20 protein-coding genes are annotated in these 23409 nt (G+C 69.4%); 12 read left to right on the forward strand and 8 right to left on the reverse strand.

The window, feature by feature from the left end:
- Positions 1 to 1140: glycoside hydrolase family 48 protein (locus tag ACWDR3_RS38645; RefSeq protein WP_450357264.1), on the forward strand; the 1140-nt coding region annotated here is incomplete at its 5' end.
- Positions 1141 to 1382: 242 nt separating this feature from the next.
- Positions 1383 to 3683, forward strand: a complete 2301-nt coding sequence (locus ACWDR3_RS38650) for a xyloglucanase (protein WP_450357265.1) — start codon at positions 1383 to 1385, stop codon at positions 3681 to 3683.
- A gap of 54 nt (positions 3684 to 3737) precedes the next feature.
- Here ACWDR3_RS38650 and ACWDR3_RS38655 read toward each other — a convergent pair whose 3' ends face one another.
- Positions 3738 to 4613, reverse strand: coding sequence for a hypothetical protein (locus ACWDR3_RS38655; protein WP_450357266.1), 876 nt, complete (start codon positions 4611 to 4613; stop codon positions 3738 to 3740).
- A 108-nt stretch (positions 4614 to 4721) separates the two neighbouring features.
- Positions 4722 to 5195: a peptidase inhibitor family I36 protein gene (locus ACWDR3_RS38660; protein ID WP_450357267.1), complete on the reverse strand. Its 474-nt coding sequence runs from the start codon at positions 5193 to 5195 to the stop codon at positions 4722 to 4724.
- A gap of 129 nt (positions 5196 to 5324) precedes the next feature.
- Between ACWDR3_RS38660 and ACWDR3_RS38665 the strand changes: the two genes are divergently transcribed.
- The gene (locus ACWDR3_RS38665) at positions 5325 to 6326 is read left to right on the forward strand and encodes an ArsR/SmtB family transcription factor (protein WP_450357268.1); all 1002 of its coding nucleotides are present in this window, start codon (positions 5325 to 5327) and stop codon (positions 6324 to 6326) included.
- 95 nt (positions 6327 to 6421) lie between these two features.
- Here the strand turns inward: ACWDR3_RS38665 and ACWDR3_RS38670 are convergent, their stop codons facing one another.
- On the reverse strand, positions 6422 to 8320 hold the full coding sequence (locus ACWDR3_RS38670) for a rhamnogalacturonan lyase (protein ID WP_450357269.1): 1899 nt from the start codon (positions 8318 to 8320) through the stop codon (positions 6422 to 6424).
- Between the two features lie 39 nt (positions 8321 to 8359).
- Complete coding sequence (locus ACWDR3_RS38675; RefSeq protein ID WP_450357270.1) at positions 8360 to 9319, reverse strand: helix-turn-helix transcriptional regulator; 960 nt, start codon at positions 9317 to 9319, stop codon at positions 8360 to 8362.
- A gap of 62 nt (positions 9320 to 9381) precedes the next feature.
- Here ACWDR3_RS38675 and ACWDR3_RS38680 point away from each other — a divergent pair, with 62 nt between their 5' ends.
- Entirely contained in the window at positions 9382 to 9861 is a 480-nt protein-coding gene (locus ACWDR3_RS38680; protein WP_450357271.1) for a hypothetical protein, read from the forward strand.
- Entirely contained in the window at positions 9858 to 10352 is a 495-nt protein-coding gene (locus ACWDR3_RS38685; protein ID WP_450357272.1) for a hypothetical protein, read from the forward strand. Before ACWDR3_RS38680 ends, ACWDR3_RS38685 begins: the two co-directional genes overlap by 4 nt.
- Here ACWDR3_RS38685 and ACWDR3_RS38690 read toward each other — a convergent pair.
- Both ACWDR3_RS38690 and ACWDR3_RS38695 read right to left on the reverse strand, forming a co-directional pair.
- Positions 10330 to 11079, reverse strand: a complete 750-nt coding sequence (locus ACWDR3_RS38690; RefSeq protein ID WP_450357273.1) for a class I SAM-dependent methyltransferase — start codon at positions 11077 to 11079, stop codon at positions 10330 to 10332. The genes ACWDR3_RS38685 and ACWDR3_RS38690 overlap by 23 nt on opposite strands.
- Positions 11080 to 11084: 5 nt before the next feature.
- Positions 11085 to 11390 carry a 4a-hydroxytetrahydrobiopterin dehydratase gene (locus ACWDR3_RS38695; protein WP_450357275.1) on the reverse strand — a complete coding sequence of 102 codons (306 nt, stop codon included), beginning with the start codon at positions 11388 to 11390 and terminating at the stop codon, positions 11085 to 11087.
- A gap of 130 nt (positions 11391 to 11520) precedes the next feature.
- Between ACWDR3_RS38695 and ACWDR3_RS38700 the strand changes: the two genes are divergently transcribed.
- From ACWDR3_RS38700 to narI, 7 genes are all read left to right on the forward strand, one after another.
- Complete coding sequence (locus ACWDR3_RS38700) at positions 11521 to 12348, forward strand: helix-turn-helix domain-containing protein (protein ID WP_450357276.1); 828 nt, start codon at positions 11521 to 11523, stop codon at positions 12346 to 12348.
- 89 nt (positions 12349 to 12437) lie between these two features.
- Positions 12438 to 13301 (forward strand): helix-turn-helix domain-containing protein, encoded by an 864-nt coding sequence (locus ACWDR3_RS38705; protein WP_450357277.1) that lies wholly within the window; start codon positions 12438 to 12440, stop codon positions 13299 to 13301.
- Positions 13302 to 13417: 116 nt separating this feature from the next.
- Positions 13418 to 14233: an SAM-dependent methyltransferase gene (locus tag ACWDR3_RS38710; protein WP_450357278.1), complete on the forward strand. Its 816-nt coding sequence runs from the start codon at positions 13418 to 13420 to the stop codon at positions 14231 to 14233.
- 125 nt (positions 14234 to 14358) lie between these two features.
- Positions 14359 to 18042 carry a nitrate reductase subunit alpha gene (locus tag ACWDR3_RS38715; protein ID WP_450357279.1) on the forward strand — a complete coding sequence of 1228 codons (3684 nt, stop codon included), beginning with the start codon at positions 14359 to 14361 and terminating at the stop codon, positions 18040 to 18042.
- A complete protein-coding gene (gene narH / locus ACWDR3_RS38720) occupies positions 18042 to 19658 on the forward strand; it encodes a nitrate reductase subunit beta (protein ID WP_450357281.1) in 1617 nt (538 codons plus the stop codon). Before ACWDR3_RS38715 ends, narH begins: the two co-directional genes overlap by 1 nt.
- Positions 19658 to 20152, forward strand: a complete 495-nt coding sequence (gene narJ / locus ACWDR3_RS38725; RefSeq protein WP_450357282.1) for a nitrate reductase molybdenum cofactor assembly chaperone — start codon at positions 19658 to 19660, stop codon at positions 20150 to 20152. Before narH ends, narJ begins: the two co-directional genes overlap by 1 nt.
- Complete coding sequence (gene narI, locus ACWDR3_RS38730) at positions 20149 to 20871, forward strand: respiratory nitrate reductase subunit gamma (RefSeq protein ID WP_450357283.1); 723 nt, start codon at positions 20149 to 20151, stop codon at positions 20869 to 20871. The genes narJ and narI overlap by 4 nt, the downstream gene beginning before the upstream one ends.
- Before the next feature lie 18 nt (positions 20872 to 20889).
- On the opposite strand, the gene dnaK is transcribed toward narI, so the two are convergent.
- Both dnaK and ACWDR3_RS38740 read right to left on the reverse strand, forming a co-directional pair.
- The gene (gene dnaK, locus ACWDR3_RS38735) at positions 20890 to 22770 is read right to left on the reverse strand and encodes a molecular chaperone DnaK (RefSeq protein ID WP_450357284.1); all 1881 of its coding nucleotides are present in this window, start codon (positions 22768 to 22770) and stop codon (positions 20890 to 20892) included.
- Positions 22771 to 22913: 143 nt separating this feature from the next.
- Complete coding sequence (locus tag ACWDR3_RS38740) at positions 22914 to 23342, reverse strand: OsmC family peroxiredoxin (RefSeq protein WP_450357285.1); 429 nt, start codon at positions 23340 to 23342, stop codon at positions 22914 to 22916.
- Positions 23343 to 23409 lie beyond the last annotated feature (67 nt).

Genomic DNA, 23409 nt, shown 5'->3' on the forward strand with positions numbered 1-23409 from the left:
GCGACCGTGGGCAAGGCGGCGAAGATGGGCGACTATCTGCGCTACGCCATGTACGACAAGTACTTCAAGAAAATCGGCAACTGCGTCGGCCCGTCGACCTGTCCGGCCGGCACCGGCAAGGACGCCTCGTCGTATCTGCTGTCCTGGTACTACGCGTGGGGCGGCGCGACGGACACGAGCGCGGGGTGGGCCTGGCGGATCGGGTCCAGCCATGTCCATGGCGGCTATCAGAACCCGCTCGCCGCGTATGCGCTCAGCGCGTATGCGGACCTGAAGCCCAAGTCGTCCACGGGGGCAGCCGATTGGGGGACCTCGCTCACCCGGCAGCTGGAGTTCTACCGCTGGCTGCAGTCGAACGAAGGGGCCATCGCGGGTGGGGCGACGAACAGTTGGGCGGGGCGGTACGCGACTCCGCCGGCCGGGACGTCGACCTTCTACGGCATGTACTACGACCAGCAGCCCGTCTATCACGACCCGCCGTCCAACCAGTGGTTCGGTTTCCAGGCGTGGTCGATGGAGCGGGTCGCCGAGTACTACCAGCAGACGGGGAACGCGAGCGCCAAGGCGGTGCTGGACAAGTGGGTCGACTGGGCGCTGTCCAAGACCACGATCAATCCGGACGGGACGTATCGGATTCCGTCCACGCTCCAGTGGTCGGGGCAGCCGGACACGTGGAACGCGTCAAGTCCCGGTGCGAACAGTGGACTTCACGTCACTGTCGCCGACTACACGGATGACGTCGGGGTGGCTGCCGCGTATGCCAAGACGTTGACGTACTACGGCGCGAAGTCCGGTGACGCGGAGGCGAAGTCGGTGGCGAAGGCGCTGCTGGACGGCATGTGGGCCAACTATCAGGACGGGCTCGGTGTCGCCGTCCCGGAGACGCGGGCCGACTACAACCGGTTCGACGACTCGGTGTACGTGCCGAGCGGGTGGAGCGGGAAGATGCCCAACGGGGATGTCATCAACTCCTCTTCGACGTTCGCCTCGTTGCGGTCCTTCTACAAGAACGACCCTGCCTGGTCGAAGATCGAGGCGTATCTGGCGGGCGGGGCGGCGCCGTCGTTCACGTATCACCGGTTCTGGGCCCAGGCGGACATCGCGATGGCCATGGGTTCGTATGCGGAGCTTCTTGAATAGCTGCCCCGCCGGGCGCTTCGCGGAAAGGTCGTGCTTCGGCTGCGGGCCGTGTGTGGCTGGTCGCGCAGTTCCCCGCGCCCCTTAAGAGGGACGTGGCGACTCGCCGTCTCTCCAGGAAGCGTCCGTTCAGGCTCCGCGTACGTTGCTCCGTCACCTGACGGCGGAGCCGATCGGCCGGGCGGCCCTCTCCCGCACTGGGGGCCGCCCGGTTCTCGCGCGACCCATTTCCGGAAGGAACCCCCGTGCGAAGAACCCGCATTCTTACGGCCGTTCTGGCCCTCGCGGCCGGATTACTCGCGGGCAGCCCGCCTGCCCTCGCCGCCGGCAGCCCGAAAGTGGCACTCGCCGCCGATACCTACACCTGGAAGAACGCCCGGATCGACGGGGGCGGATTCGTCCCCGGGATCGTCTTCAACCGCAGCGAGAAGAACCTCGCCTACGCCCGCACCGACATCGGCGGTGCCTACCGCTGGGAGGAGTCGACGAAGACCTGGACGCCGTTGCTGGACTCGGTCGGGTGGGACGACTGGGGGCACACCGGTGTGGTGAGTCTCGCGTCCGATTCCGTCGATCCGAACAAGGTGTACGCGGCTGTCGGGACGTACACCAATAGTTGGGACCCGACCAATGGGGCCGTGCTCAGGTCCGGTGATCGGGGGGCCAGTTGGCAGAAGACCGACCTGCCGTTCAAGCTCGGGGGCAATATGCCCGGGCGGGGCATGGGCGAGCGACTGGCAGTTGATCCGAACAAGGACAGTGTGTTGTATCTGGGGGCGCCCAGCGGCAGAGGGCTGTGGCGGTCGACGGACTCCGGGGTGACCTGGGGGCAGGTGACCAACTTCCCCAACGTCGGTAATTACAGGCAGGATCCGACCGACACGAGCGGCTACGCCAGTGACAACCAGGGGATCGTCTGGGTCACCTTCGACGAGTCCAGCGGGAGCGCCGGCACGGCGACCAGAACCATTTACGTCGGGGTCGCCGATACCGCCAACTCCGTCTACCGCTCCACGGATGCCGGCGCGACATGGACGCGGCTCGCCGGGCAGCCCACCGGATTCCTCGCGCACAAGGGGGTGTTGGACGCGAGGAACGGCTATCTCTATCTCGCCTACAGCGACAAGGGCGGGCCGTACGACGGCGGCAAGGGCCAGTTGTGGCGGTACGCGACGGCGAGCGGGACGTGGACGAACATCAGCCCGGTCGCGGACGCCGACACCTACTACGGGTTCAGCGGACTCACCGTCGACCGGCAGCATCCCGGCACCGTCATGGCGACGGCGTACAGCTCCTGGTGGCCGGACACCCAGATCTTCCGTACGACGGACAGCGGCGGCACGTGGACGAAGGCGTGGGACTACACCTCGTACCCCAACCGCTCGAACCGCTACACGATCGACGTCTCGTCCTCCCCCTGGCTGACCTTCGGCGCGAACCCCTCGCCGCCCGAACAGGCCCCGAAACTGGGCTGGATGACGGAGTCGCTGGAGATCGACCCCTTCAACTCCGCGCGGATGATGTACGGGACGGGCGCGACGCTCTACGGCACGGAGAACCTGACGAACTGGGACAGCGGCGGCCAGTTCACCGTGAAGCCCATGGTGCAGGGGCTGGAGGAGACGGCGGTGAACGACCTCGCCGCTCCCCCGTCGGGCGGCGCCCAACTCCTCAGCGCCCTCGGTGACATCGGCGGTTTCCGGCACACGGACCTCACCAAGGTGCCGTCGATGATGTACACCTCCCCGAACTTCACCACGACCACCGGCCTGGACTTCGCCGAGACCAATCCCAACACGGTGGTCCGCGTCGGCGACCTCGACTCCGGTCCGCACATCGCGTTCTCGACGGACAACGGCGCCAACTGGTTCGCGGGCAGCGACCCTTCGGGCGTGAGCGGTGGCGGGACGGTGGCCGCGGCGGCCGACGGGAGTCGGTTCGTGTGGAGTCCTGCGGGTGCCGGGGTGCACTACGCGACCGGCTTCGGTTGGTCCTGGTCGGCGTCGAGCGGCATCCCCGCCGGTGCGACCGTCGAGGCGGACCGGGTCGACGCTAAGACCTTCTACGGCTTCAAGTCAGGGAAGTTCTACGTCAGTTCGGACGGCGGCGCGACCTTCACCGCCTCCACCGCCACCGGCCTGCCGAGCGGCGACACCGTCCGCTTCAAGGCGCTGCCCGGCACGAAGGGCGACATCTGGCTGGCGGGCGGGGCGAGCGCTGGGGCGTACGGGCTGTGGCACTCCACGGACGGCGGCGCGACCTTCACCAGGCTCGCGAACGTCGACCAGGCCGACACGATCGGCTTCGGGAAGGCGGCGCCGGGCGCCTCGTACCAGACCCTCTACACGAGCGCGAAGATCGCCGGCGTGCGCGGCATCTTCCGCTCGACGGACAAGGGCACGACCTGGACCCGCGTCAACGACCCTGCCCACCAGTGGGGTTGGACGGGCGCGGCGATCACCGGTGACCCTCGGGTGTACGGGCGGGTGTACGTGTCGACGAACGGGCGGGGTGTCGTCTACGGCGACCTACGTCCCGCACGGTGATCCGACAAGGCACCGTAGTGGGACAGCCGGGAGGGCGGTCGAGCCCTCCCGGTGTCATCGGATCCTGTCGGCGGCCGCCTTCCAGATGGCCGTGAGTCGTCGTAGCTGGAGCTTGTCCGTGGTGGGCAGCGACTGGGCGTAGGCGCGTCGCAGGGCCAGGACGGTGGAGGGGAGGTGGAGTTCGGCGCCGCAGTCGCCGTCCGCCACGGCGACGGCGATCTCCCGTTTACGCAGGTCAGTGGTGGCACCCTGCTTGCGGTAGGCGGCCTTGAGCTGATCGTAGGCCGTGTCGGGGGACACGTACGTGTAGCCCTTGTCCCGCATGCAGGCCCGCCAGTCGTTCATGGCCCTGCGGTAGGTCGGGGACTTCTCCACGCGGGGACTGAGCGTGCTGTTGAGATTCTGCGGGAAGTAGGCGATGGACACCCAGTCGTCGAGTTTTCCGTAGAGCGACGTACGGCTTTTCGCCTCGCAGCCACGCGCCGAGAAGGTGATGTTCTGACCGCCCCCGAATCTCATCTCCCGGAAGTCGGTGGCGCTTCCGCGCAGAGCTTTCATGTACGCGGCGGAATTGGCCGCCGTGTCGACGGTCTTCTTGTCGGAGCCGGAGTCGTACTGTGCGGCGATACCGTATCCCCTGGCGTGTCGGTCCCGCATGTTCAGGGAGCGTTCCTCATCGGATTCGCCGGTCGGTTCCGCCACTTCGGCGTGGTAGCGGAATCCCTTCGCCGTCATGCATGCCGATATCAGCTCGGATTCCGCGTTGGCGAGATCGAGGTTGGTCCGGGAGAAAGAACCGGAGCGGGTGAGGAGATCGAGTTCGGCGCCGGTGAGTTGAACGTTCGTGTGCGCCTTGTCGGTGGCGGATGTCCCGCAGGCCGTCAGTGCGAGAACGCCCGCCACCGCGCAGGCGAGCGGAGCAAGTCGCATGGTGCCCTGACCCTCTCGGTCGTCGGGTGGGAAGGCGGAGGGGGAGACGCGGTGTCCGCGGGCAACAGCCCGCGGACACCTTTGAACGGTGGGTTCCTGAGCGTCGGCCTACGGCACGGGGCCACCGCACGCCGAGCTCGTACCGCCGGAAGCGGTGCCCCAACTGTTCGAGGACACGGCGTTGTTGAACGTGGCGTTGAAGTTTCCGCCCGTACCGCGGTAGACCCAGCCGCCGGTCCCGGTGTAGCTCTTCCCGGTCCAGACGACGGCTTCGCAGTTGTTTCCGTTGTTGTAGTCGGAAGTGGCGCAGTTGTCCCAGTTACCGTTGGGACAGTCGCCGCGAGAGAATATGGACCAGTCGGCGTTCCTGCCGGACAACTCTCCCGGGTTGCCCGCCGGAGAGTAATTGGCGTTCGGCCAGAAGCAGAAGTTGCCACTGCCGCATCCGGAAGGCGCGGCGGCAATCTTCACTGACGTGAATGCCGTCGCGGACACCTGGGTCTGCTTCTCCGAGCCGTTCGCCGAACTGGCGGCCGAGGTTCCGGCCGTGATCCCCAACAGGAGTACCACTCCTGCGATCATGGCCAATATACGCCTCATCTTTCCCCCTTGCTGTTCGAGTTGGTCGCCTTCACTATTGCCAGCACCCGCCCCACCTGGCCATGCTGTGTCGCCCAGGAGAAAAAGCCGTGGCTGCAGGGGGGGAACTGCATGCTCCGCATTCACTTCACGGACGCCGACCTGGCGACGACCCGGGTGGCCACGGCACCTGACGCACTCTGGGAGGTGACCGCGAGCCTGCACCGGTTCCAGTCCCGTGCGGGCCGTTGGGCGTACGCCGGGTGGTACCGGACCGTCCAGGACCGATTACGTGAGCGGCACCTCGACCGCACCGTCCGTGAGGTGCTGCTGCCGCTGTTTCCGCGAGCCCGGTACTTTCCCGACTTTCTGACACCCGGTCAACCGAGCTGCGCAGGCGACGGATTGGCCACAGGACTCGCCGCCATCGTGTCCACACCGGCCGACCGGGTGCGCCACGAACTGGCCCTGCTGGACAGCAGAGTCGGAGCTCCGGCATGGGTGCGCCGGCTGACCGACACGAAGGAGCGCCGGGATCTCGCGGCAACCATCCGCGCGTATCACGATGTGGCCGTGCGTCCGTTCGCCGACCAGATCCACGCCCACCTGGAGGCGAAGCGGTCGTCGTCCTGCCGCGACCTGCTCGCCGGGGGCGTCCAGGGGATGTTGGCCGGGCTCGGACCGACCATGCGCTGGGAGCCACCGGTCCTCCACGTCCGCTACGCGGAGGACCGGGACCTCTATCTGCGCGGCCGGGGCATACGGCTCGTACCGTCCTACTTCTGCTGGGACACCCCCGTCAGCCTGGCCGACCCCCGGCTACCGCCCATGCTGCTGTACCCCTTGCTGCACGAACCGGCCGCGGCGGCCCTCGACTCCCCGCTGACCGCGCTGCTCGGGCGCACCCGGGCGACCGTGCTGCGCGTCGTGGCGTCGGGAGCGGGCGCCACGACCGGGGAGATCGCCCGTGCGGCGGGGATCTCCCCGTCCTCCGTGAGCAAACACGCCGGGGTACTGCGCGGCGCCGGTCTGCTGATCAGCAGCCGGCACGGCGGGAATGTCCTGCACACGCTCACCCCCGCCGGTGTGTCCATGCTCCGCGCCGACGTCCGAGCCTCGACGGCGGCCTCATGAGCCGCTGCCCCGCCCGTCCCTCGGACCCGCCCGTCCCTCGGACCCGCCCGTCCGTCAGACCCAGGCGTTCCCTCAGACCCAGGCGTTCCCTCTGTTCACGGTGTGTAGACCGACGGCCGGGGCGCCGTCCCCATCCCGTCCCCGATGAAGAAGCTCGGATGCGGGGGCTGGTTGTAGGCCGTGTTCTGCCAGGCCAGAGCCGTGCGGTACTGGGTGTCGTGGAGGAGGGTCGTGATCCTCGTGGTCGTCTCGTACGGCGTCGAGTAGATCCGTAGTGCCGTGTTGTCCGACGTCGGCCACACCACCTCCTCACGCCAGTCGCCGAGGATGTCGCCGGACAGGGACGGGGTCGCCTTCGTGCTGTTGTTGGAGTGGACCGAGGCGCCGGTCAGGAGGCGGGTGTCGGCGGCGGTGCCGTACTTGTCGATGTGGGTGCCGTCGAGGAGTTCGCGGACCGGGTCGGCGTCCCACCAGGAGAGGAAGTTGGTGCTGGAGGGCTTACGGGTCGACACCACCGTGCCCTTGGGGTCGCGGACACCGCTCTCTGACGCCGACCACGATTCGGCGCCCGCGCTGCCCGCCCAGATGTCCCCGGAGACACCCCGGCCGTTGTCGCCGTTGGCCGATGTGGACCAGATCACCTGGCCCGTCCTCGCGTCCGCCATCCACGACGACGGCTTCGAGGAGTCCTCGTCGACCTTGAACTCCTCCAACCCCGCGCGGGACGGGTCGAGATCGCCGACGTGCATCGCGTCGCCGTGGCCGTTCTTGGTGGTCCACAGCCCGGAGCCGTTGTCGTCCACGGTCATCGAGCCGTACACGATCTCGTCCTTGCCGTCCCCGTCGACGTCCGCGATCGACAACTGGTGGTTGCCCTGACCGTCGTACCCCTTGCCGGAGTTGGTGGAGGAGTTGGTGTCGAAGGTCCAGCGGCGGGTGAAGGCGCCGCCGCGCCAGTCCCAGGCCGCGATCACCGTGCGGGTGTAGTAGCCGCGGGCCATGATCAGGGAGGGGCGGGCGCCGTCCAGATACGCCGTGCCGGCGAGGAAGCGGTCCACGCGGTTGCCGTAGGAGTCGCCCCACGACGACACCGTGCCGCGCGCCGGGACGTAGTCGACCGTGCCCATCGCCTTGCCGGTCTGGCCGTTGAACATCGTCAGGTACTCGGGCCCGGACAGGACGTAGCCGCTCGAATTGCGGTAGTCCGCCGATGAGTTGCCGATGACCGTGCCCGTTCCGTCGACCGTGCCGTCCGCCGTCTTCATGGCGATCTCGGCCTTGCCGTCGCCGTCGTAGTCGTACACCTGGAACTGCGTGTAGTGCGCGCCGGAGCGGATGTTGCGTCCCAGGTCGATGCGCCACAGTCGGGTGCCGTCGAGCCTGACGCCGTCCAGGATCGTGTTGCCGGTGTAGCCGGACTGGGAGTTGTCCTTGGCGTTGGTCGGCTGCCACTTGAGGACGAAGTCCAACTGGCCGTCGCCGTCCAGGTCTCCCACGGACGCGTCGTTCGCCTCGTACGTGTAAGCCACTCCGTCGGGGGTCGTGCCGCCGGCGGGTGGAGTGATCGGCACGTCCTTGTAGCCGGTGCGGAACTGGACCGCGTGGACCGAGTCCGCCTGCTCGACGCCGCCCACGATCGCCCGGACCGTGTAGTCGGCCTGGGCGGGGGCGCCGGCGTGGAAGTAGTTCGTGGAGCCGGTGACCGGCGTCGAGTTGACCTTCGTACCGGCCCGGTAGACGTTGAAAGAGACGTCGTTCGGGTCGGTGCCCAGCCAGCGCCAGCTGACCAGGTTGCCGCTGTCGGTGTGGACGCTGACGACACCCCGGTCGAGCTTCTCGACCTGACGGGCGGTGGCGGCCTCGGCCGGGCCTGCGCTCAGACCGGTGAGTCCGGCGGCGACCAGGGCTGCCGCCGCGGCCATCGCCGAGACGACGGCTCGGCGTCTGCGACGCGAGCTCGGATACAGGTGCGGGTGCGGATGCGGGTGCTGCACGTGACGTACCTCCAGAGAGGACGGACGGGTTCCGCACGTTCAGTCGCCGCCGTCCGCCGCCGCGTTGCCGTATCTTTCGGCCAGTTCGGCGATCGTTCGGGCGATGCGTTCGCGCAGCTCGGGCGGTTCGAGGACCTCGATGTCCGTGCCCAGGCGCAGGAACTCGCCATGCGCCCGCTCGACGGACTCGATGGGGACCCGGGCGACGGTCCAACCGTCCTCGCCCGTACGTCCGTTCACCGCCCTCGGCAGCTCCACGCCCGGGGCCAGCCGCACCACGGCCTCCGCCCGGTACAGCCGGTCGTGGAAGTCGCGCTGGTACGCCGTCCAGTAGGCCGCCAGGTCGAAGGCTTCGGGGCGGGTGAACTCCTCGTCGGACGTGGCCAGTTCGAGGATCTGGTCGACCCGGAAGGTACGCGGCCCGGATCCCTCGACTCCCGCCACGACGTACCAGCGCCCCGCCTTCAGCACCAGCCCGTACGGCTCCAACCGCCGCTCCACATCGGTCGGTTCGGCCCAGCGGCGGTAACGGACGTGCAGGACACGGCTGTTCCAGACCGCGTCCGCCACCGCCGGCAGGAACGGGGCGTCGTCGGCGTCCGCGTACCAGCCGGGTGCGTCCAGGTGGAAGCGGCCGCTGATCCGGTCGGCGTGACCGCGCAGCTCCGGCGGCAGCGCGGCGCGGACCTTGAGCTGGGCGGCAGCGAGCACGGAGCCGAGGCCCAGCTCGGCGGCCGGTCCGGGGGCGCCGGAGAGAAAGAGCGCCTCCGCCTCGCCCGCGGTGAGCCCGGTCAGGCGCGTGCGGTAGCCGTCGAGCAGACGGTAGCCACCGGCGTGGCCCGCGTCGCCGTACAGCGGGACGCCCGCCGCACCCAACGCCTCGACGTCCCGGTAGACCGTGCGCACCGAGACCTCCAGCTCCTCGGCGAGCTGGGCGGCGGTCATCCGCCCCCGGGTCTGGAGCAGCAGGAGGATCGAGACGAGTCGGCTGGACTTCACGTCATCAGAATCCCAGACTTCACTGACAGAGGTTGTCGGTGAAGCCGTCCTAGCGTTCTGCCATGGCTTTCACCGAGAAACTGCTGACCGTGCCACCCCCGATCGAGCTGGCCGGCCGGCACATCAAGCGCTACCACGTCACCGCCGACCCGGCGGGCATCGCGCCCGAGATCGAGAAGGCGGCGTACGCGATCCTGCCGGAGCTGTTGCCCGAGCCGGACGACACGCCGCCCGCGACCTTCGTGGTGCTGCACAAGGGCGGCGACACCGGCGCCTATCTCAACGCCTACAGCTGGGTGTGGGACAACGTGCTGCACTTCCGAGGCGCCTCGGCGGGCCAGCCGGTCCTCGGCTGCCCGGACGACGACCCCACCCACTTCATCAAGCCCGAACTGCCCTGGATCGGCTGCGTCTGGGAGCTGCCGCCGATCCTGCACGAACGGGACGCCTGGGTACGGCACTTGCTCGCGCCCGAAGTCCCTGATCTGGACGCCTACTTGGCCGACTCCCTGCCCGAGGGAACGACGGGGGACCGCGCATGAGCGGCCCGCACGACTTCGACTTCCTCCACGGCGATTGGGAGGTGGTCAACCGTCGCCGCACCGACTTCCTCGATCCGGAGAGCGGCTGGGAGGTGTTCCCGGCCACGGCCCGCTGTTGGCCGCTGTTCGACGGGGCCGCGAACGTCGACGAGATCGATCTGCCGCATCTCGGGGCCAAGGGCGCGACCTTGCGGCTCTTCGACCGGGAGACCGAGCGGTGGTCGCTGTACTGGGCGTCCAGCCGCAGCGGCACGCTCTTCCCACCCGTGATCGGTCAATTCGACGGTGCCCGGGGCGAGTTCCACGGCGACGACACACACGGCGGCAAGAACGTACGCGTGCGGTACGTCTGGACGGTCGCGGCGCCGGACCGCGCCCGCTGGGAGCAGGCCTTCTCCCTCGACACCCTCGATACCCGCGACACCCTCGACGGCGACGAGACCTGGCTCACCAACTGGACCATGGACTTCAGTCGGCCGTCGGCTTCCTGAAGGCCCGCAGTGTGAACTCCGGGTCGGCGCGCGGCCGTTCCTGGTCGGGCAGCGCCTCAAGACGCTCGGCGAACCGTTCGCTGAGCGGGTCGCCGGGCGGCAGCCGGGTGAACCAGCCGCGGCGCAGATCCGCGGCGGTGCGGCGGGGGCTGCGCCCCTGACCCCGGCCCCTGAAGCGGGCCTGTCCCGCTGGCCGCAGGCGGTGCGCGGCCGCGTACGTCTCCACCAGCAGGGCGGCGTCCGGGGCCGGGCGGCGCGGGCGCGGGGCGAGCACCGCGTCGATGTCGCTGCCCACGTCGTGCGCGGCGGCCTTGTCGACGGTGGTGACGTACACCCCGCCCGGTCTGAGCACCCGGGCGCACTCGGCGACGACGGCCCGGACCTGCTCGGGTTCGTCGAGCAGGTGCAGCAGCCACACGCTGGTGACGGCGTCGAAGGTGGCGTCGGGGAACGGCAGCGTACGGCTGTCGGCGAGGACGATCGCGCCGGGCAGCCGCCGAGCGGCCATCCGGGCCATGCCGTACGTCAGGTCCGCGCCCGTCACCCGGGTGGCGGGCCGGGCCGCCGCGAGTCGCCGGGTGACGATGCCGGTGCCGCAGGCGAGGTCGAGCAGTCGGCCGGCCGAGGCGGGCACCAGGCCCAGTACGGCGTCGGCAGCGGCGGCGGCCCGGGGCTCACCGCCGCGGCTCGCGTCGTAGGCGTCGGCTTCCTTGTCGTAGTCGAGCACGGACGTCAGTGTGCCCCGTGGCCCGGTGCCAACTCCTCGACGCGGCGGGCGAGTTCGAAGTCCAGCTCGGTGACCCTGCCGCCGACGCTGTGGGTGTTCACCGACAGGGACACGGTGTTGTAGCCGAGGGTGAGGTCGGAGTGGTGGTCGAGCTCCTCCTGGACCTGGGCGATGTGGACGACCATCGCCGTCGCCCCGAAGTGCGTGCCGAGGCGGTAGGAGCGGGTGAGCAGGTCGCCGTCGAGCGACCAGCCCGGCAGCGCGGCCAGCCCCTCCTCGATCTGCTGCTGCGACAGCGGTTCCACGGGCATGGCATCGCTCCTTCGTGAACGCGGGGTACTCCTTCAGAGTCGCACAGTCCGGGGCGTCGCATCGCTGGTCAGAGGGGGTCGCCCGCAGCACGCCCGGTTCCCTTCCGCGGACGTCGACTACGGTCGTCGTATGACCGCCGCCGCGCACGGGCACTCCACCACCGCCACCAACACATCCACCGTCGACAAGGGTGTCGGCCCCCTGCTGCGGGCCTGGCGGGAGCGGCGGCGGGTGAGTCAGCTGGAGCTGGCGCTGCGTGCCGACTCCTCCGCGCGGCACATCAGCTTCATCGAGACGGGCCGCTCCCGGCCCAGCGAGGAGATGGTGCTGCGGCTCGCCGAGCACCTGGACGTCCCCGTGCGCGAGCGCAACGCCCTGTTGCTGGCGGCCGGTTACGCCCCGCACTACCCGGAGACCCCGCTGGACTCCCCCGCGCTCGACGCCCTGCGCGAGGGCGTGGAGCGGCTGATCCAGTGCTACGAGCCGTATCCGGCGCTGGTCGTGGACGCGACCTACCAGGTGCTGGCAGCGAACCGGGGCGTCGCGGTCCTCCTCGACGGCCTCCCGGCCCATCTCCTCCAACCGCCCCTGAACGCCATGCGGTTGACCCTGCACCCGGAGGGTCTGGCACCACGCATCCGCAATCTGCGCGCATGGCGCGGGCACCTCCTGGAGCAGATGCGGCGCCAGATCGCCCTGCATCGCTCGGAGCGGTTGCGGGAGCTGTACGAGGAGGTGGCCGCCTACCCCGTGCCGGAGGCGGACCCGGACGCCGAACCGGCCGAGCCCGTACCGTACTTCGCGCTGCCGATGCAGTTGGAGCACGAGGGCCGGACGCTGTCGTTCATCTCGTCGATCTCCACGTTCAACACCCCGATGGACGTGACGGTCGCCGAGCTGGCCATCGAGACGCTCCTCCCGGCCGACGAGGCGACCGCAAAGTATCTTCGCGGGTGAGGCATATGCCTCACCCGGATCCCATGAGACTGTCGGCGGAACATGACACACTGCTTCGCGCATACTTCGGCGCGTAGGGGAGGCGTGACGTGAGTGAGCGGCGTCCCGCGCCCACCGTGGGCCAGGTGGTGCTCGGCAAGCGCCTGCAGGAACTGAGAGAGGCGGCCGGCCTCAAGCGTGAGGAGGCCGCCCGGGTACTGCGGGTGGCTCCCGCGACCGTACGGCGGATGGAAATGGCCGACGTCGCGTTGAAGATCCCATATGTCCAGGTGCTGCTTGAGACGTACGGGGTCGCCGAGGAGGAGGCGACGGCGTTCGTCGCGCTGGCCGAGGAGGCGAACCGGCCGGGCTGGTGGCAGCGCTTCCACGACGTGCTGCCGGACTGGTTCAGCCTGTACGTGAGCCTGGAGGGCGCCGCCCGGCTCATCCGCTCCTACGAGCCGCACTTCGTACCCGGGCTGCTCCAGACCGAGGACTACGCGCGTGCCGTCATGGAGGCGGGCACGGTCGGACAGACCGAGCCGGGGGCCATCGAGCGGCATGTGACCCTGCGCATGACCCGCCAGCGTCTCCTTGACCGCGCCGACCCGCCCCACCTGTGGGTGATCATGGACGAGACGGTGCTGCGACGGCCGGTGAGCATCCGCGGCGAGGTGATGCGCGGGCAGCTGGACAAGCTCCTGGAGTACGCCGAGCGCGACCGGGTCACGCTCCAGATCGCCGAGTTCGAGGACGGTCCGCACCCGGGGACGTACGCGCCCTTCACCCTCTTCCGCTTCGCCGAGCCGGAGCTGCCCGACATGGTCTTCACCGAGTACCTGACGGGCGCCCTGTATCTCGACTCCCGCAGCGAGGTCTCCGCGCACCTGGAGGTCCTCGACCACATGACGGCGCGCGCGGCCTCGGCCGAGCGCACCAAGAAGCTGCTGCGGGAGTGCCGCGAGGACTTCTGAGCGGCCCGGCCCCGAGCGGCACAGCACAGCACAGCCCGGAACCACCTGCACTTCTCCCCCCACGGCACCTCCAGAGTCACGCACCGCACCTTTCCCACACGAGGAGAAGACACGGCATGACCGGATCCGACGCCGCGCCCGTCCAGATAGACACCAGCAGGCCGCACCCGGCCCGGGTGTACGACTGGTGGCTGGGCGGCAAGGACAACTACCCCGTGGACGAGGAGCTGGCCCGCCGCATCCTCGCCGCGGACGGCACGGCGGTGCGCGGGGCGCGTGCCAACCGCCGCTTCATGCACCGGGCGACCCGTACCGTCGCCGAGGCCGGCATCCGCCAGTTCCTGGACATCGGCACGGGCATCCCCACCGAGCCCAACCTGCACCAGGTGGCGCAGAGCGTCGCCCCGGACGCGAAGGTCGTGTACGCGGACAACGACCCGATCGTGCTGCGGCACGCGGAGGCGCTGCTGCACGGCTCGGCCGAGGGCAGCACGCAGTACGTGCACGCCGACGTCCGTGACCCGGACACGATCCTGCGGCTGGCCGGCGAGAGCCTGGACTTCACCCAGCCGATCGCGCTGTCGCTGGTCGCGCTCACCCACTACCTGGGCGAGGACCCGGACGGCGACGACGTGTACGGCCTGATCAAGCGGTACGTCGACGTGCTCGTCCCGGGCAGCTACCTGGTGATGTCACAGGTCACCCCCGACCTCAACCCGGAGGCCATCGCGCAGGCCGCCGACCACTTCCGGCGCAGCGGCACCCCCTTCTATCCGCGCAACCTGGCCGAGTTCTCGCGCTTCTTCCACGGTCTGGAGCTGCTCGGTCCCGGCGTCATCTCGGTCTACGGCTGGCGGCCGGACCCGGAGGACGTGGCGGCCCAGGCCGAGGGCATCGTGCCCCTGTACGGCGGGGTCGCCCGCAAGGCCTGACCCGTACGGCTGCGGTGAACGGGTGCGCTCCCCTGCGCTCACCTGACCCGTACGGCTGCGGTGAAAAGGTGCGCTCCCCTGCCCCGCCCTAGGTTCGACACCACGGGCAGAGCAAGGGAGCGCACGTGACCGACACGCGGACACCGCCCGCCGAACCGGGAGCTGCGCTGCTGCGGCTGGGCAGGTTCTTCCGGCCCGGCACACCGGCACCCGACCTGCACAGCATCGGGCTGTCCGGCGGCCGGGAGGCGGACGCCTTCTACCGGGACCGCTGGAGCCACGACAAGGTCGTGAACTCCACGCACGGTGTGAACTGCACGGGTTCCTGCCGGTGGAAGGTGTACGTCAAGGACGGCATCATCACCTGGGAGACCCAGCAGACGGACTACCCGTCGGTGGGCCCCGACCGCCCCGAGTACGAGCCGCGCGGCTGCCCCCGGGGCGCCGCCTTCTCCTGGTACACGTACTCGCCGACCCGCGTGCGCTACCCGTACATCCGGGGTGTCCTGCTCGACCTGTACCGCGAGGCCCTCGCCCGGCTCGGCGACCCGGTCCTGGCCTGGGCCGACCTCCAGGCCGACCCAGAGCGCCGCCGCCGCTACCAGCAGGCCCGCGGCAAGGGCGGCCTGGTCCGCGCCACCTGGGACGAGGCCGTCGAGATCGTCGCCGCCGCGCACGTCCACACCATCAAGACCTACGGTCCCGACCGGATCGCCGGTTTCTCCCCCATCCCCGCGATGTCGATGGTGTCGCACGCGGCGGGCGCCCGCTTCCACTCCCTCATCGGCGCCCCGATGCTCTCCTTCTACGACTGGTACGCCGACCTGCCCGTGGCCTCCCCGCAGGTCTTCGGCGACCAGACGGACGTACCGGAGTCGGGCGACTGGTGGGACGCCGCGTACCTGATGATGTGGGGCTCGAACGTCCCGGTCACCCGCACCCCGGACGCGCACTGGATGGCGGAGGCCCGCTACCGGGGCCAGAAGGTCGTCGTGGTCGCGCCCGACTACGCGGACAACGCCAAGTTCGCAGACGAGTGGCTGCACCCGCACCCCGGCACCGACGGCGCGCTGGCCCTGGCGATGGGCCATGTGATCCTCAAGGAGTTCTTCGTCGACCGCGAGACGCCGTTCTTCGCGGACTACGTACGGCAGTTCACCGATCTGCCCTTCCTGGTCACGCTCACCGAGAAGGACGGCGGACACGTCCCGTCGAAGTTCCTGCGCGCCGCCGACCTCGGGCAGGGCGGCGAGGGCGCCGACTGGAAGACGGTCGTCCTGGACGCGGCCAGCGGTCGCGCGGTCGTCCCGAACGGCTCCCTGGGCTTCCGCTGGACCGACTCCGGCAAGGGCCGCTGGAACCTCGAACTCGGCCCGATCGAACCGCAGTTGAGTCTGTACGACCACGAGGCGTCCGGAAACGTCGAGGTACTGCTCCCCCGCTTCGACACCGACGGCGGCGAGCACGGCCAGGGCCGCGGGGACGTCGTACGACGCGGTGTCCCGGCGACCCGGCTCGGCGGCAAGGACGGTCCGCTGGTGACGACCGTCTTCGATCTCCTCCTCGCCCAGTACGGCGTCCACCGCCCTGGCCTGCCCGGCAGTTGGCCCACCTCCTACGAGGACGCCCGGACCCCCGGCACGCCCGCCTGGCAGGAGGCGCACACCTCCGTTCCGGCCGCCAAGTGCGTGAAGATCGCGAGGGAGTTCGCGCGGACGGCGGAGCGTTCCAAGGGCCGCTGCATGATCCTGATGGGCGCGGGCACCAACCACTGGTTCCACTCCGAGACGATCTACCGCGCCTTCCTGGCTCTCCTCCAACTCACCGGCTGTCAGGGCCGCAACGGCGGCGGCTGGGCGCACTACGTCGGCCAGGAGAAGTGCCGCCCGGTGACGGGCTGGGCCACGCTGGCCGCCGCCTCCGACTGGTCGCGCCCGCCGCGCCAGATGATCGGCACCGCCTACTGGTTCCTCAACACCGACCAGTGGCGCTACGACCGCTTCACGGCCGACGTGCTGGCGTCACCGCTGGGCGAGGGCCGGTTCAAGGGCATGACGGGCGCCGACTGCCTTGCCCTGTCGGCGCGTTCGGGCTGGATGCCGTCGTACCCGACCTTCGACCGCAATCCGCTGGAGCTGGGCGAGGCGTTCGGCGACCCGGTGGCCAAGGCGGTGGCCGAACTCCGCGCCGGGACCCTGAAGTTCGCCTGCGAGGACCCGGACGCGCCGGAGAACTGGCCGCGCGTGCTGACGCTGTGGCGGGCCAATCTGCTGGGTTCGTCGGCGAAGGGCGCCGAGTACTTCACGAAGCATCTGCTGGGCACGCACTCGTCGTTGAGCGCCGAGGAGGCCTCGGTGGACGAGCGCCCGCGTGACGTCGTCTGGCGGGAGGAGGCGCCCGAGGGCAAGCTCGACCTGCTGCTGTCGCTGGACTTCCGGCAGACCTCCTCCACGCTCCTGTCGGACGTCGTGCTGCCCGCCGCGACCTGGTACGAGAAGCACGACCTGTCCTCCACCGACATGCACCCCTACGTGCACTCCTTCACCCCGGCCGTGGACCCGCCGTGGCAGGCGCGCACCGACTTCGACACGTTCAAGGCGCTGGCGGAGCGGGTGAGTGAGCTGTCCGTGCTGCATCTGGGCGTGCGCAAGGACCTGGTGGCGGCGCCGCTCCAGCACGACACCCCGGGCGAGACCGCCCAGCCCGGCGGGGTCGTCCTGGACTGGAAGCGCGGGGAGTGCGAGCCGATCCCCGGGAGGACGATGCCGAACCTTGTCGTCGTGGAGCGGGACTACACGGCGATCGGCGCCAAGTTCACCGCTCTCGGCCCGCTCGTCGAGGAACTGGGCCTGCCCGCCAAGGGAATCGCCCTGCACCCGGACGAAGAGGTCGCGAAACTAAGGGAGTTGAACGGCACGGCCTACCAGGGCCGACCGTCCCTCGACACGGCGGTGAAGGCCGCCAACACGATCCTCGCCCTGTCCGGCACGACCAACGGCCGGCTCGCCACCCAGGGCTTCCACACCCTGGAGCAGCGCACCGGACAGAAGATGGCCCACCTGGCGGCCGAGCACGAGGGCAAGCGCGTCACGTACGCCGACACCCAGGCGGCCCCCGCCCCGGTCATCACCTCGCCGGAGTGGTCGGGCAGCGAGTCCGGCGGCCGGCGCTACACGGCGTTCACGCAGAACACCGAGCAGCTCAAGCCCTGGCACACGCTCACCGGACGCCAGCACTTCTTCCTCGACCACGACTGGATCCACGAACTGGGCGAGGCGCTCCCGGTGTACCGGCCGCCGCTCGACATGAACCGGCTCTTCGGCGAACCGAAGCTCGGCCCCGGCGGACAGCGGGAAGTGACGGTCCGTTACCTCACCCCGCACAACAAGTGGTCCATCCACTCCGAGTACCAGGACAACCTGTTCATGCTCGCCCTCTCCCGGGGCGGCCAGAACATCTGGATGTCCCCGCAGGACGCGGACGCCATCGGGGTGCAGGACAACGACTGGATCGAGGCGGAGAACCGCAACGGCGTGGTCGTCGCCCGCGCGGTCGTCTCGCACCGGATGCCGGCCGGCACGGTCTACATGCACCACGCGCAGGAGCGCACGGTGAACGTCCCGAAGACGGAGGCGACCGGCAAGCGCGGCGGTATCCACAACTCGCTCACCCGGCTGATCCTCAAGCCGTCCCATCTCATCGGCGGCTACGCCCAGTTGAGCTGGGCCTTCAACTACCTGGGCCCGACGGGCAACCAGCGCGACGAGGTGACGGTCATCCGCCGTCGCAGCCAGGAGGTCGAGTACTGATGCGTCCGATGGCCCAGATCGCCATGGTCATGAACCTCGACAAGTGCATCGGCTGTCACACCTGTTCGGTCACCTGCAAGCAGGCGTGGACCAACCGACAGGGCATGGAGTACGTCTGGTTCAACAACGTCGAGACCCGCCCCGGACAGGGCTATCCGCGCCGCTACGAGGACCAGCAGAAGTGGAAGGGCGGCTGGGAGCTCAACAGGCGCGGCGCCCTGAAGCTCAAGGCGGGCGGCCGTTTCCACAAGCTCGCCGGGATCTTCTCCAACCCCAGGCTCCCGGAGATCAAGGACTACTACGAGCCCTGGACCTACGACTACAGGAACCTCACCGACGCGCCGCTCGGCGACGACTACCCGGTGGCCCGCCCGGTCTCCCAGCTCGACGGCAAGCCGATGAAGATCGAGTGGTCCTCGAACTGGGACGACAACCTCGCGGGCGCCCCCGCCTACGGCGACCTCGACCCGATGGTCGAGCGCACCCGCCAACAGGTCGCCGACAAGGTGAAGTTCGAGTTCGAGCAGACCTTCATGTTCTATCTGCCGCGCATCTGCGAACACTGCCTCAACCCGGCCTGCGTGGCGTCCTGTCCGTCCGGCGCGATGTACAAGCGCGCCGAGGACGGGATCGTCCTGGTAGACCAGGACCAGTGCCGGGGCTGGCGAATGTGCGTGACCGGCTGCCCGTACAAGAAGGTGTACTTCAACCACCGCACCGGCAAGGCCGAGAAGTGCACGCTCTGCTATCCGCGCCTCGAAGTGGGCCTGCCCACCGTGTGCTCGGAGACGTGCGTGGGCCGGCTGCGCTATCTCGGGGTCGTCCTCTACGACGCCGACAAGGTGACGGCCGCAGCTTCGGTGCGGGACGAAACGGCTTTGTACGAGGCCCAGTTGGGCGTGCTCCTCGACCCGCACGACCACGCGGTGCAGCGAGCGTGCGAGGAGGCGGGCATCCCGTACGACTGGATGGAGGCGGCCCGCCGCTCCCCCGTGCGGGCGCTGATCAGCACGTACAAGGTCGCGCTGCCGCTGCATCCGGAGTACCGCACCATGCCGATGGTCTGGTACATCCCGCCGCTGTCGCCCGTGGTCGACGCGCTGTCGGAGACCGGGCACGACGGCGAGGACGCGGGGAACCTGTTCGGGGCCATCGAGACCCTCCGGATCCCCCTCGAATACCTGGCGGAACTCTTCACCGCCGGTGACGTCGGCCCGGTCCGGGCCTCGTTGGAGAAACTCGCCGCGATGCGCGCCCACATGCGGGCGATCAATCTGGGTGAGGAGCCGGATCCTGAGGTCACGGCGGCCGTGGGCATGGAGGCCGACGAGATCGAGGGGATGTACCGGCTGCTGGCGATCGCCAAGTACGAGGACCGGTACGTGATTCCGACGGCCGCGGTCGGGGACGCGCGCCGGCTTGAGGAGTCGGCGCTGCCCGACGAGTGCAGCCTCGACCACGCGGACGGTCCCGGCATGGGCGGCGACGGGCCGTTCGGCCAGGACTCGGGGCGCAAGCTGCTGCCGATCGTGTCCGTGGAGAACTTCCACGCCCTGCGCGACCGCCAGACCGCGGACCAACCGGATCAGCCGGACCACGACGCGAAGGATGCCTGATGCCCTCGGACGCTGTGCTGTACCAGGCGGCCGCGCTCTGCCTGACCTACCCCGACGACGACTTCCGCGCCCGGCTCCCGCTGCTGCGCGAAGCCGCCCCGCAACTAAGGGAGTTCGTCGACCACGCGGCCCTCACCCCACCGCAGGAGCTGGCCGCGCACTACGTCCAGGTCTTCGACTTCAAGAACCGGCACAGCCTGTACCTGAGCTGGTGGCACGACGGCGACACCCGGCGGCGCGGAATGTCCCTGGTCCGCTTCAAGGAGCTGTACCGCGCGCACGAGTTGGAGTTCACCGGCGAGGAGCTGCCGGACTTCCTGCCGGCGGTCCTGGAGTTCACGTCCCGCACCGGCAACCTCGAACTCCTCTCCGAGTACCGCGCCGCCCTGGACCAACTCCGCGCCCGCCTGGCCGACTTCGGCACGCCCTACGCGTCGGTCCTGGACGCCGTCTGCGCCACCCTGCCGCCCGCACCCACCGAGGCCCGCCGATGAGCACATTCCTGTGGGGCGCCCTGCCCTACCTCGCCTTCGCCCTCCTCGTCGCGGGCCTGTTCTGGCGCCACCGCTACGACAAGTTCGGCTGGACGACACGCTCCTCGCAGGTGTACGAGTCGAGGCTCCTCAACATCGCCTCCCCCGCCTTCCACTACGGCATCCTCTTCGTCCTCGCCGGCCACCTGGTCGGCCTGTTCGTCCCCGAGTCGTGGACCCACGCGGCCGGCATCAGCGAGCACGTCTACCACCTGCTCTCGCTCTACGGCGGCACCGCGGCCGGCGTCCTCACGGTCACCGGCATCCTGCTCCTGCTCTACCGCCGCCGCACCAACGCCCCCGTGTTCCGGGCGACCACGGTCAACGACAAGCTCATGTACGTCGTGCTGCTCGCGGCGATCGCGATGGGCATGATCGCCAAGCTGACCCACGCCTCCGGCGACGGCTACAACTACCGCCAGTCCATCGCCCCTTGGGCCCGCAGCCTGTTCACACTCCAGCCGAAGACGGAGCTGATGGCGGGCGTGCCGGTGCTGTACCAGATCCACGCCGTCATCGGCATGACGCTGATCGCGCTGGTGCCGTACACGCGTCTGGTGCACATGTTCAGCGCGCCGGTGCAGTACCTGTTCCGCCCGTACGTGGTCTACCGCAGCCGCGACCCCAGGCAGTTGGGGCCGCGGCCGGAGCGGAGGGGCTGGGAGAAGACCGGCTCGTAGGTGTTCTCAGGGAGGTGCCTAGGCCGCGCCGCCCTTCTGGTCCCTCTCGTCGTCCACGATCTCGGCGTCCACCACTCCCTCGTCGTCCTGTGGTGAGGTGTCCTGCTCGGTACCGGTACCGGCGCCACTGTCCTCTGTCGGGGGCCGGTCGGCCTGCGCGTACATCGCCTGGCCCATCTGCTGGCTGACGGAGGCGAGTTTCTCCACGCCCGTGCGCAACGCGGCCGTGTCGGCGTCCTGTTCCAGCAGCGCCTTCAGCTCCGTGGCCGCGGCCTCGACCTCGGAGCGGGTCTCGGCCGGGATGCGCTCCTCGTTGTCGCGGACGAACTTCTCGGTCTGGTAGACGAGTTGCTCGGCCTGATTGCGGGTCTCGGCCGCCTCCCGGCGCTTGCGGTCCTCGTCGGCGTACTGCTCCGCCTCCCGCATCATGCGGTCGATGTCGTTCTTCGGCAGCGCCGAGCCACCCGTGACCGTCATCTTCTGCTCGCGGCCGGTCGCGAGGTCCTTGGCGGAGACGTGCATGATGCCGTTGGCGTCGATGTCGAAGGCGACCTCGATCTGCGGCACCCCGCGCGGGGCGGGCGGCAGCCCTGTGAGGTCGAAGACGCCCAACTTCTTGTTGTACGCGGCGATTTCACGTTCGCCCTGGTAGACCTGGATGCCGACCGAGGGCTGGTTGTCGGCGGCGGTGGTGAAGATCTCCGAACGCCGGGTCGGGATCGTGGTGTTGCGCTCGATCAGCTTGGTCATGATGCCGCCCTTGGTCTCGATACCGAGGGACAGCGGGGTGACGTCGAGCAGCAACACGTCCTTGACGTCGCCGCGGATGACGCCCGCCTGCAGGGCCGCGCCGACGGCGACGACCTCGTCGGGGTTGACGCCCTTGTGCGGGTCCTTGCCGGTGAGTTCCTTGACCAGTTCGGTGACGGCGGGCATGCGGGTCGAGCCGCCGACCAGGATCACGTGGTCGATCGCCGCCAACGGCACGTTCGCGTCCTTGATCGCCTGGTGGAAGGGCGTCTTGCAGCGGTCGAGAAGATCGGCGGTCAGCTCCTGGAACTGCGCCCGCGTCATCTTCTCGTCGAGGTGCAGCGGCCCGGCCGCGGAGGCGGTGATGTAGGGCAGGTTGATGGTGGTCTCGGTCGAACTGGACAGCTCGATCTTGGCCTTTTCGGCTCCCTCACGCAGCCGTTGCAGGGCCATCTTGTCGTTGCCGAGGTCGATGCCCTGCTGTCCCTTGAACTTCTTGACCAGGTATTCGACGACCCGCTGGTCCCAGTCGTCACCGCCCAAGTGGGTGTCGCCGTTGGTCGCCTTGACCTCGATGACGCCGTCGCCGATCTCCAGCAACGACACGTCGAACGTGCCGCCGCCGAGGTCGAAGACCAGCACGGTCTGCTCCTCGCCCCGGTCCAGGCCGTAGGCGAGCGCCGCGGCCGTCGGCTCGTTGATGATCCGCAGCACCTTCAGGCCCGCGACCTCCCCGGCCTCCTTGGTCGCCTGCCGCTGCGAGTCGTCGAAGTACGCCGGTACGGTGATCACCGCGTCCGTGACGTCCTCACCGAGGTAGGCCTCGGCGTCCCGCTTCAGCTTCTGCAGCACCCGCGCGGACAACTCCTGCGCCCGGTAGCGGGTCCCGTCGATCGAACCCTCCGCGGGGAAACGCCACTCCGCGTCTCCCATGTACCGCTTCACCGAGCGCGCGGTGCGCTCCACGTTCGTGACGGCCTGCCGCTTGGCGACCTCGCCGACCAGCACTTCCCCGTTCTTGGCGAAGGCCACCACCGACGGTGTGGTCCTGGCTCCCTCCGCGTTGGCGACGACGGTGGGTTCGCCGCCCTCAAGGACAGCGACCACCGAGTTCGTGGTCCCCAGATCGATCCCGACCGCACGTGCCATTTCGGTCCCCTTCCGCCAGGGCACTTCCCCGACTACAGCACAAAACTTGAGTGCGCTGTTGTCAATGCCGCCTACCCGGAAACGACGATGCCGCGCCCCCGATCGGGGAACGCGGCACCGAAGAAGTGACCAGGCCTACGGGGTCAGGCGAGCTTGGCCGACAGCGTGATGGTCGTGCCGGTGAGCGCCTGGCTGACCGGGCAGTTCTTCTTGGCGTCCTCGGCGGCGGCGGCGAAGGCCTCGTCGTCGATGCCGGGGACCGTGCCCTCGACCGTGAGGTGGATGCCGGTGATGCCCTCACCGGGCTGGAAGTTCACGTCGGCCGAGGTGACGAGCTTGGTGGGCGGGGTGCCGGCGCCGTTCAGGGCGTGCGACAGCGCCATGGAGAAGCAGCTGGAGTGCGCGGCGGCGATCAGCTCTTCCGGGCTGGTCTTGCCGTTGGCGTCCTGGGAGCGAGATGCCCACGTGACCGGCTGCGCCTCGATGGCACCGGAGGAGTCGAAGTTCACGACACCTTGGCCCTCGATCAGGTTGCCTTCCCAGACGGTGTGTGCGGAGCGCGTGGTTGCCACGATTGTTCCTTTCGGGTGGGGCCCCGAGCGGGGCCCGTATCCGGGTGCCAGGGCCAAGCCCTCGAAC

Source organism: Streptomyces sp. NPDC001002 (assembly GCF_053599215.1).

What these genes read in the sequence shown, in the direction of transcription:
- narH (WP_450357281.1), top strand. Translation starts at nt 18,042, where the DNA reads ATGCGTCCGATGGCCCAGATCGCCATGGTCATGAACCTCGACAAGTGC.
- ACWDR3_RS38710 (WP_450357278.1), top strand. Translation starts at nt 13,418, where the DNA reads ATGACCGGATCCGACGCCGCGCCCGTCCAGATAGACACCAGCAGGCCG.
- dnaK (WP_450357284.1), bottom strand. Translation starts at nt 22,770, where the DNA reads ATGGCACGTGCGGTCGGGATCGATCTGGGGACCACGAACTCGGTGGTC.
- narJ (WP_450357282.1), top strand. Translation starts at nt 19,658, where the DNA reads ATGCCCTCGGACGCTGTGCTGTACCAGGCGGCCGCGCTCTGCCTGACC.
- narI (WP_450357283.1), top strand. Translation starts at nt 20,149, where the DNA reads ATGAGCACATTCCTGTGGGGCGCCCTGCCCTACCTCGCCTTCGCCCTC.
- ACWDR3_RS38660 (WP_450357267.1), bottom strand. Translation starts at nt 5,195, where the DNA reads ATGATCGCAGGAGTGGTACTCCTGTTGGGGATCACGGCCGGAACCTCG.
- ACWDR3_RS38695 (WP_450357275.1), bottom strand. Translation starts at nt 11,390, where the DNA reads ATGCCCGTGGAACCGCTGTCGCAGCAGCAGATCGAGGAGGGGCTGGCC.
- ACWDR3_RS38680 (WP_450357271.1), top strand. Translation starts at nt 9,382, where the DNA reads ATGGCTTTCACCGAGAAACTGCTGACCGTGCCACCCCCGATCGAGCTG.
- ACWDR3_RS38655 (WP_450357266.1), bottom strand. Translation starts at nt 4,613, where the DNA reads ATGCGACTTGCTCCGCTCGCCTGCGCGGTGGCGGGCGTTCTCGCACTG.
- ACWDR3_RS38685 (WP_450357272.1), top strand. Translation starts at nt 9,858, where the DNA reads ATGAGCGGCCCGCACGACTTCGACTTCCTCCACGGCGATTGGGAGGTG.
- ACWDR3_RS38700 (WP_450357276.1), top strand. Translation starts at nt 11,521, where the DNA reads ATGACCGCCGCCGCGCACGGGCACTCCACCACCGCCACCAACACATCC.
- ACWDR3_RS38665 (WP_450357268.1), top strand. Translation starts at nt 5,325, where the DNA reads ATGCTCCGCATTCACTTCACGGACGCCGACCTGGCGACGACCCGGGTG.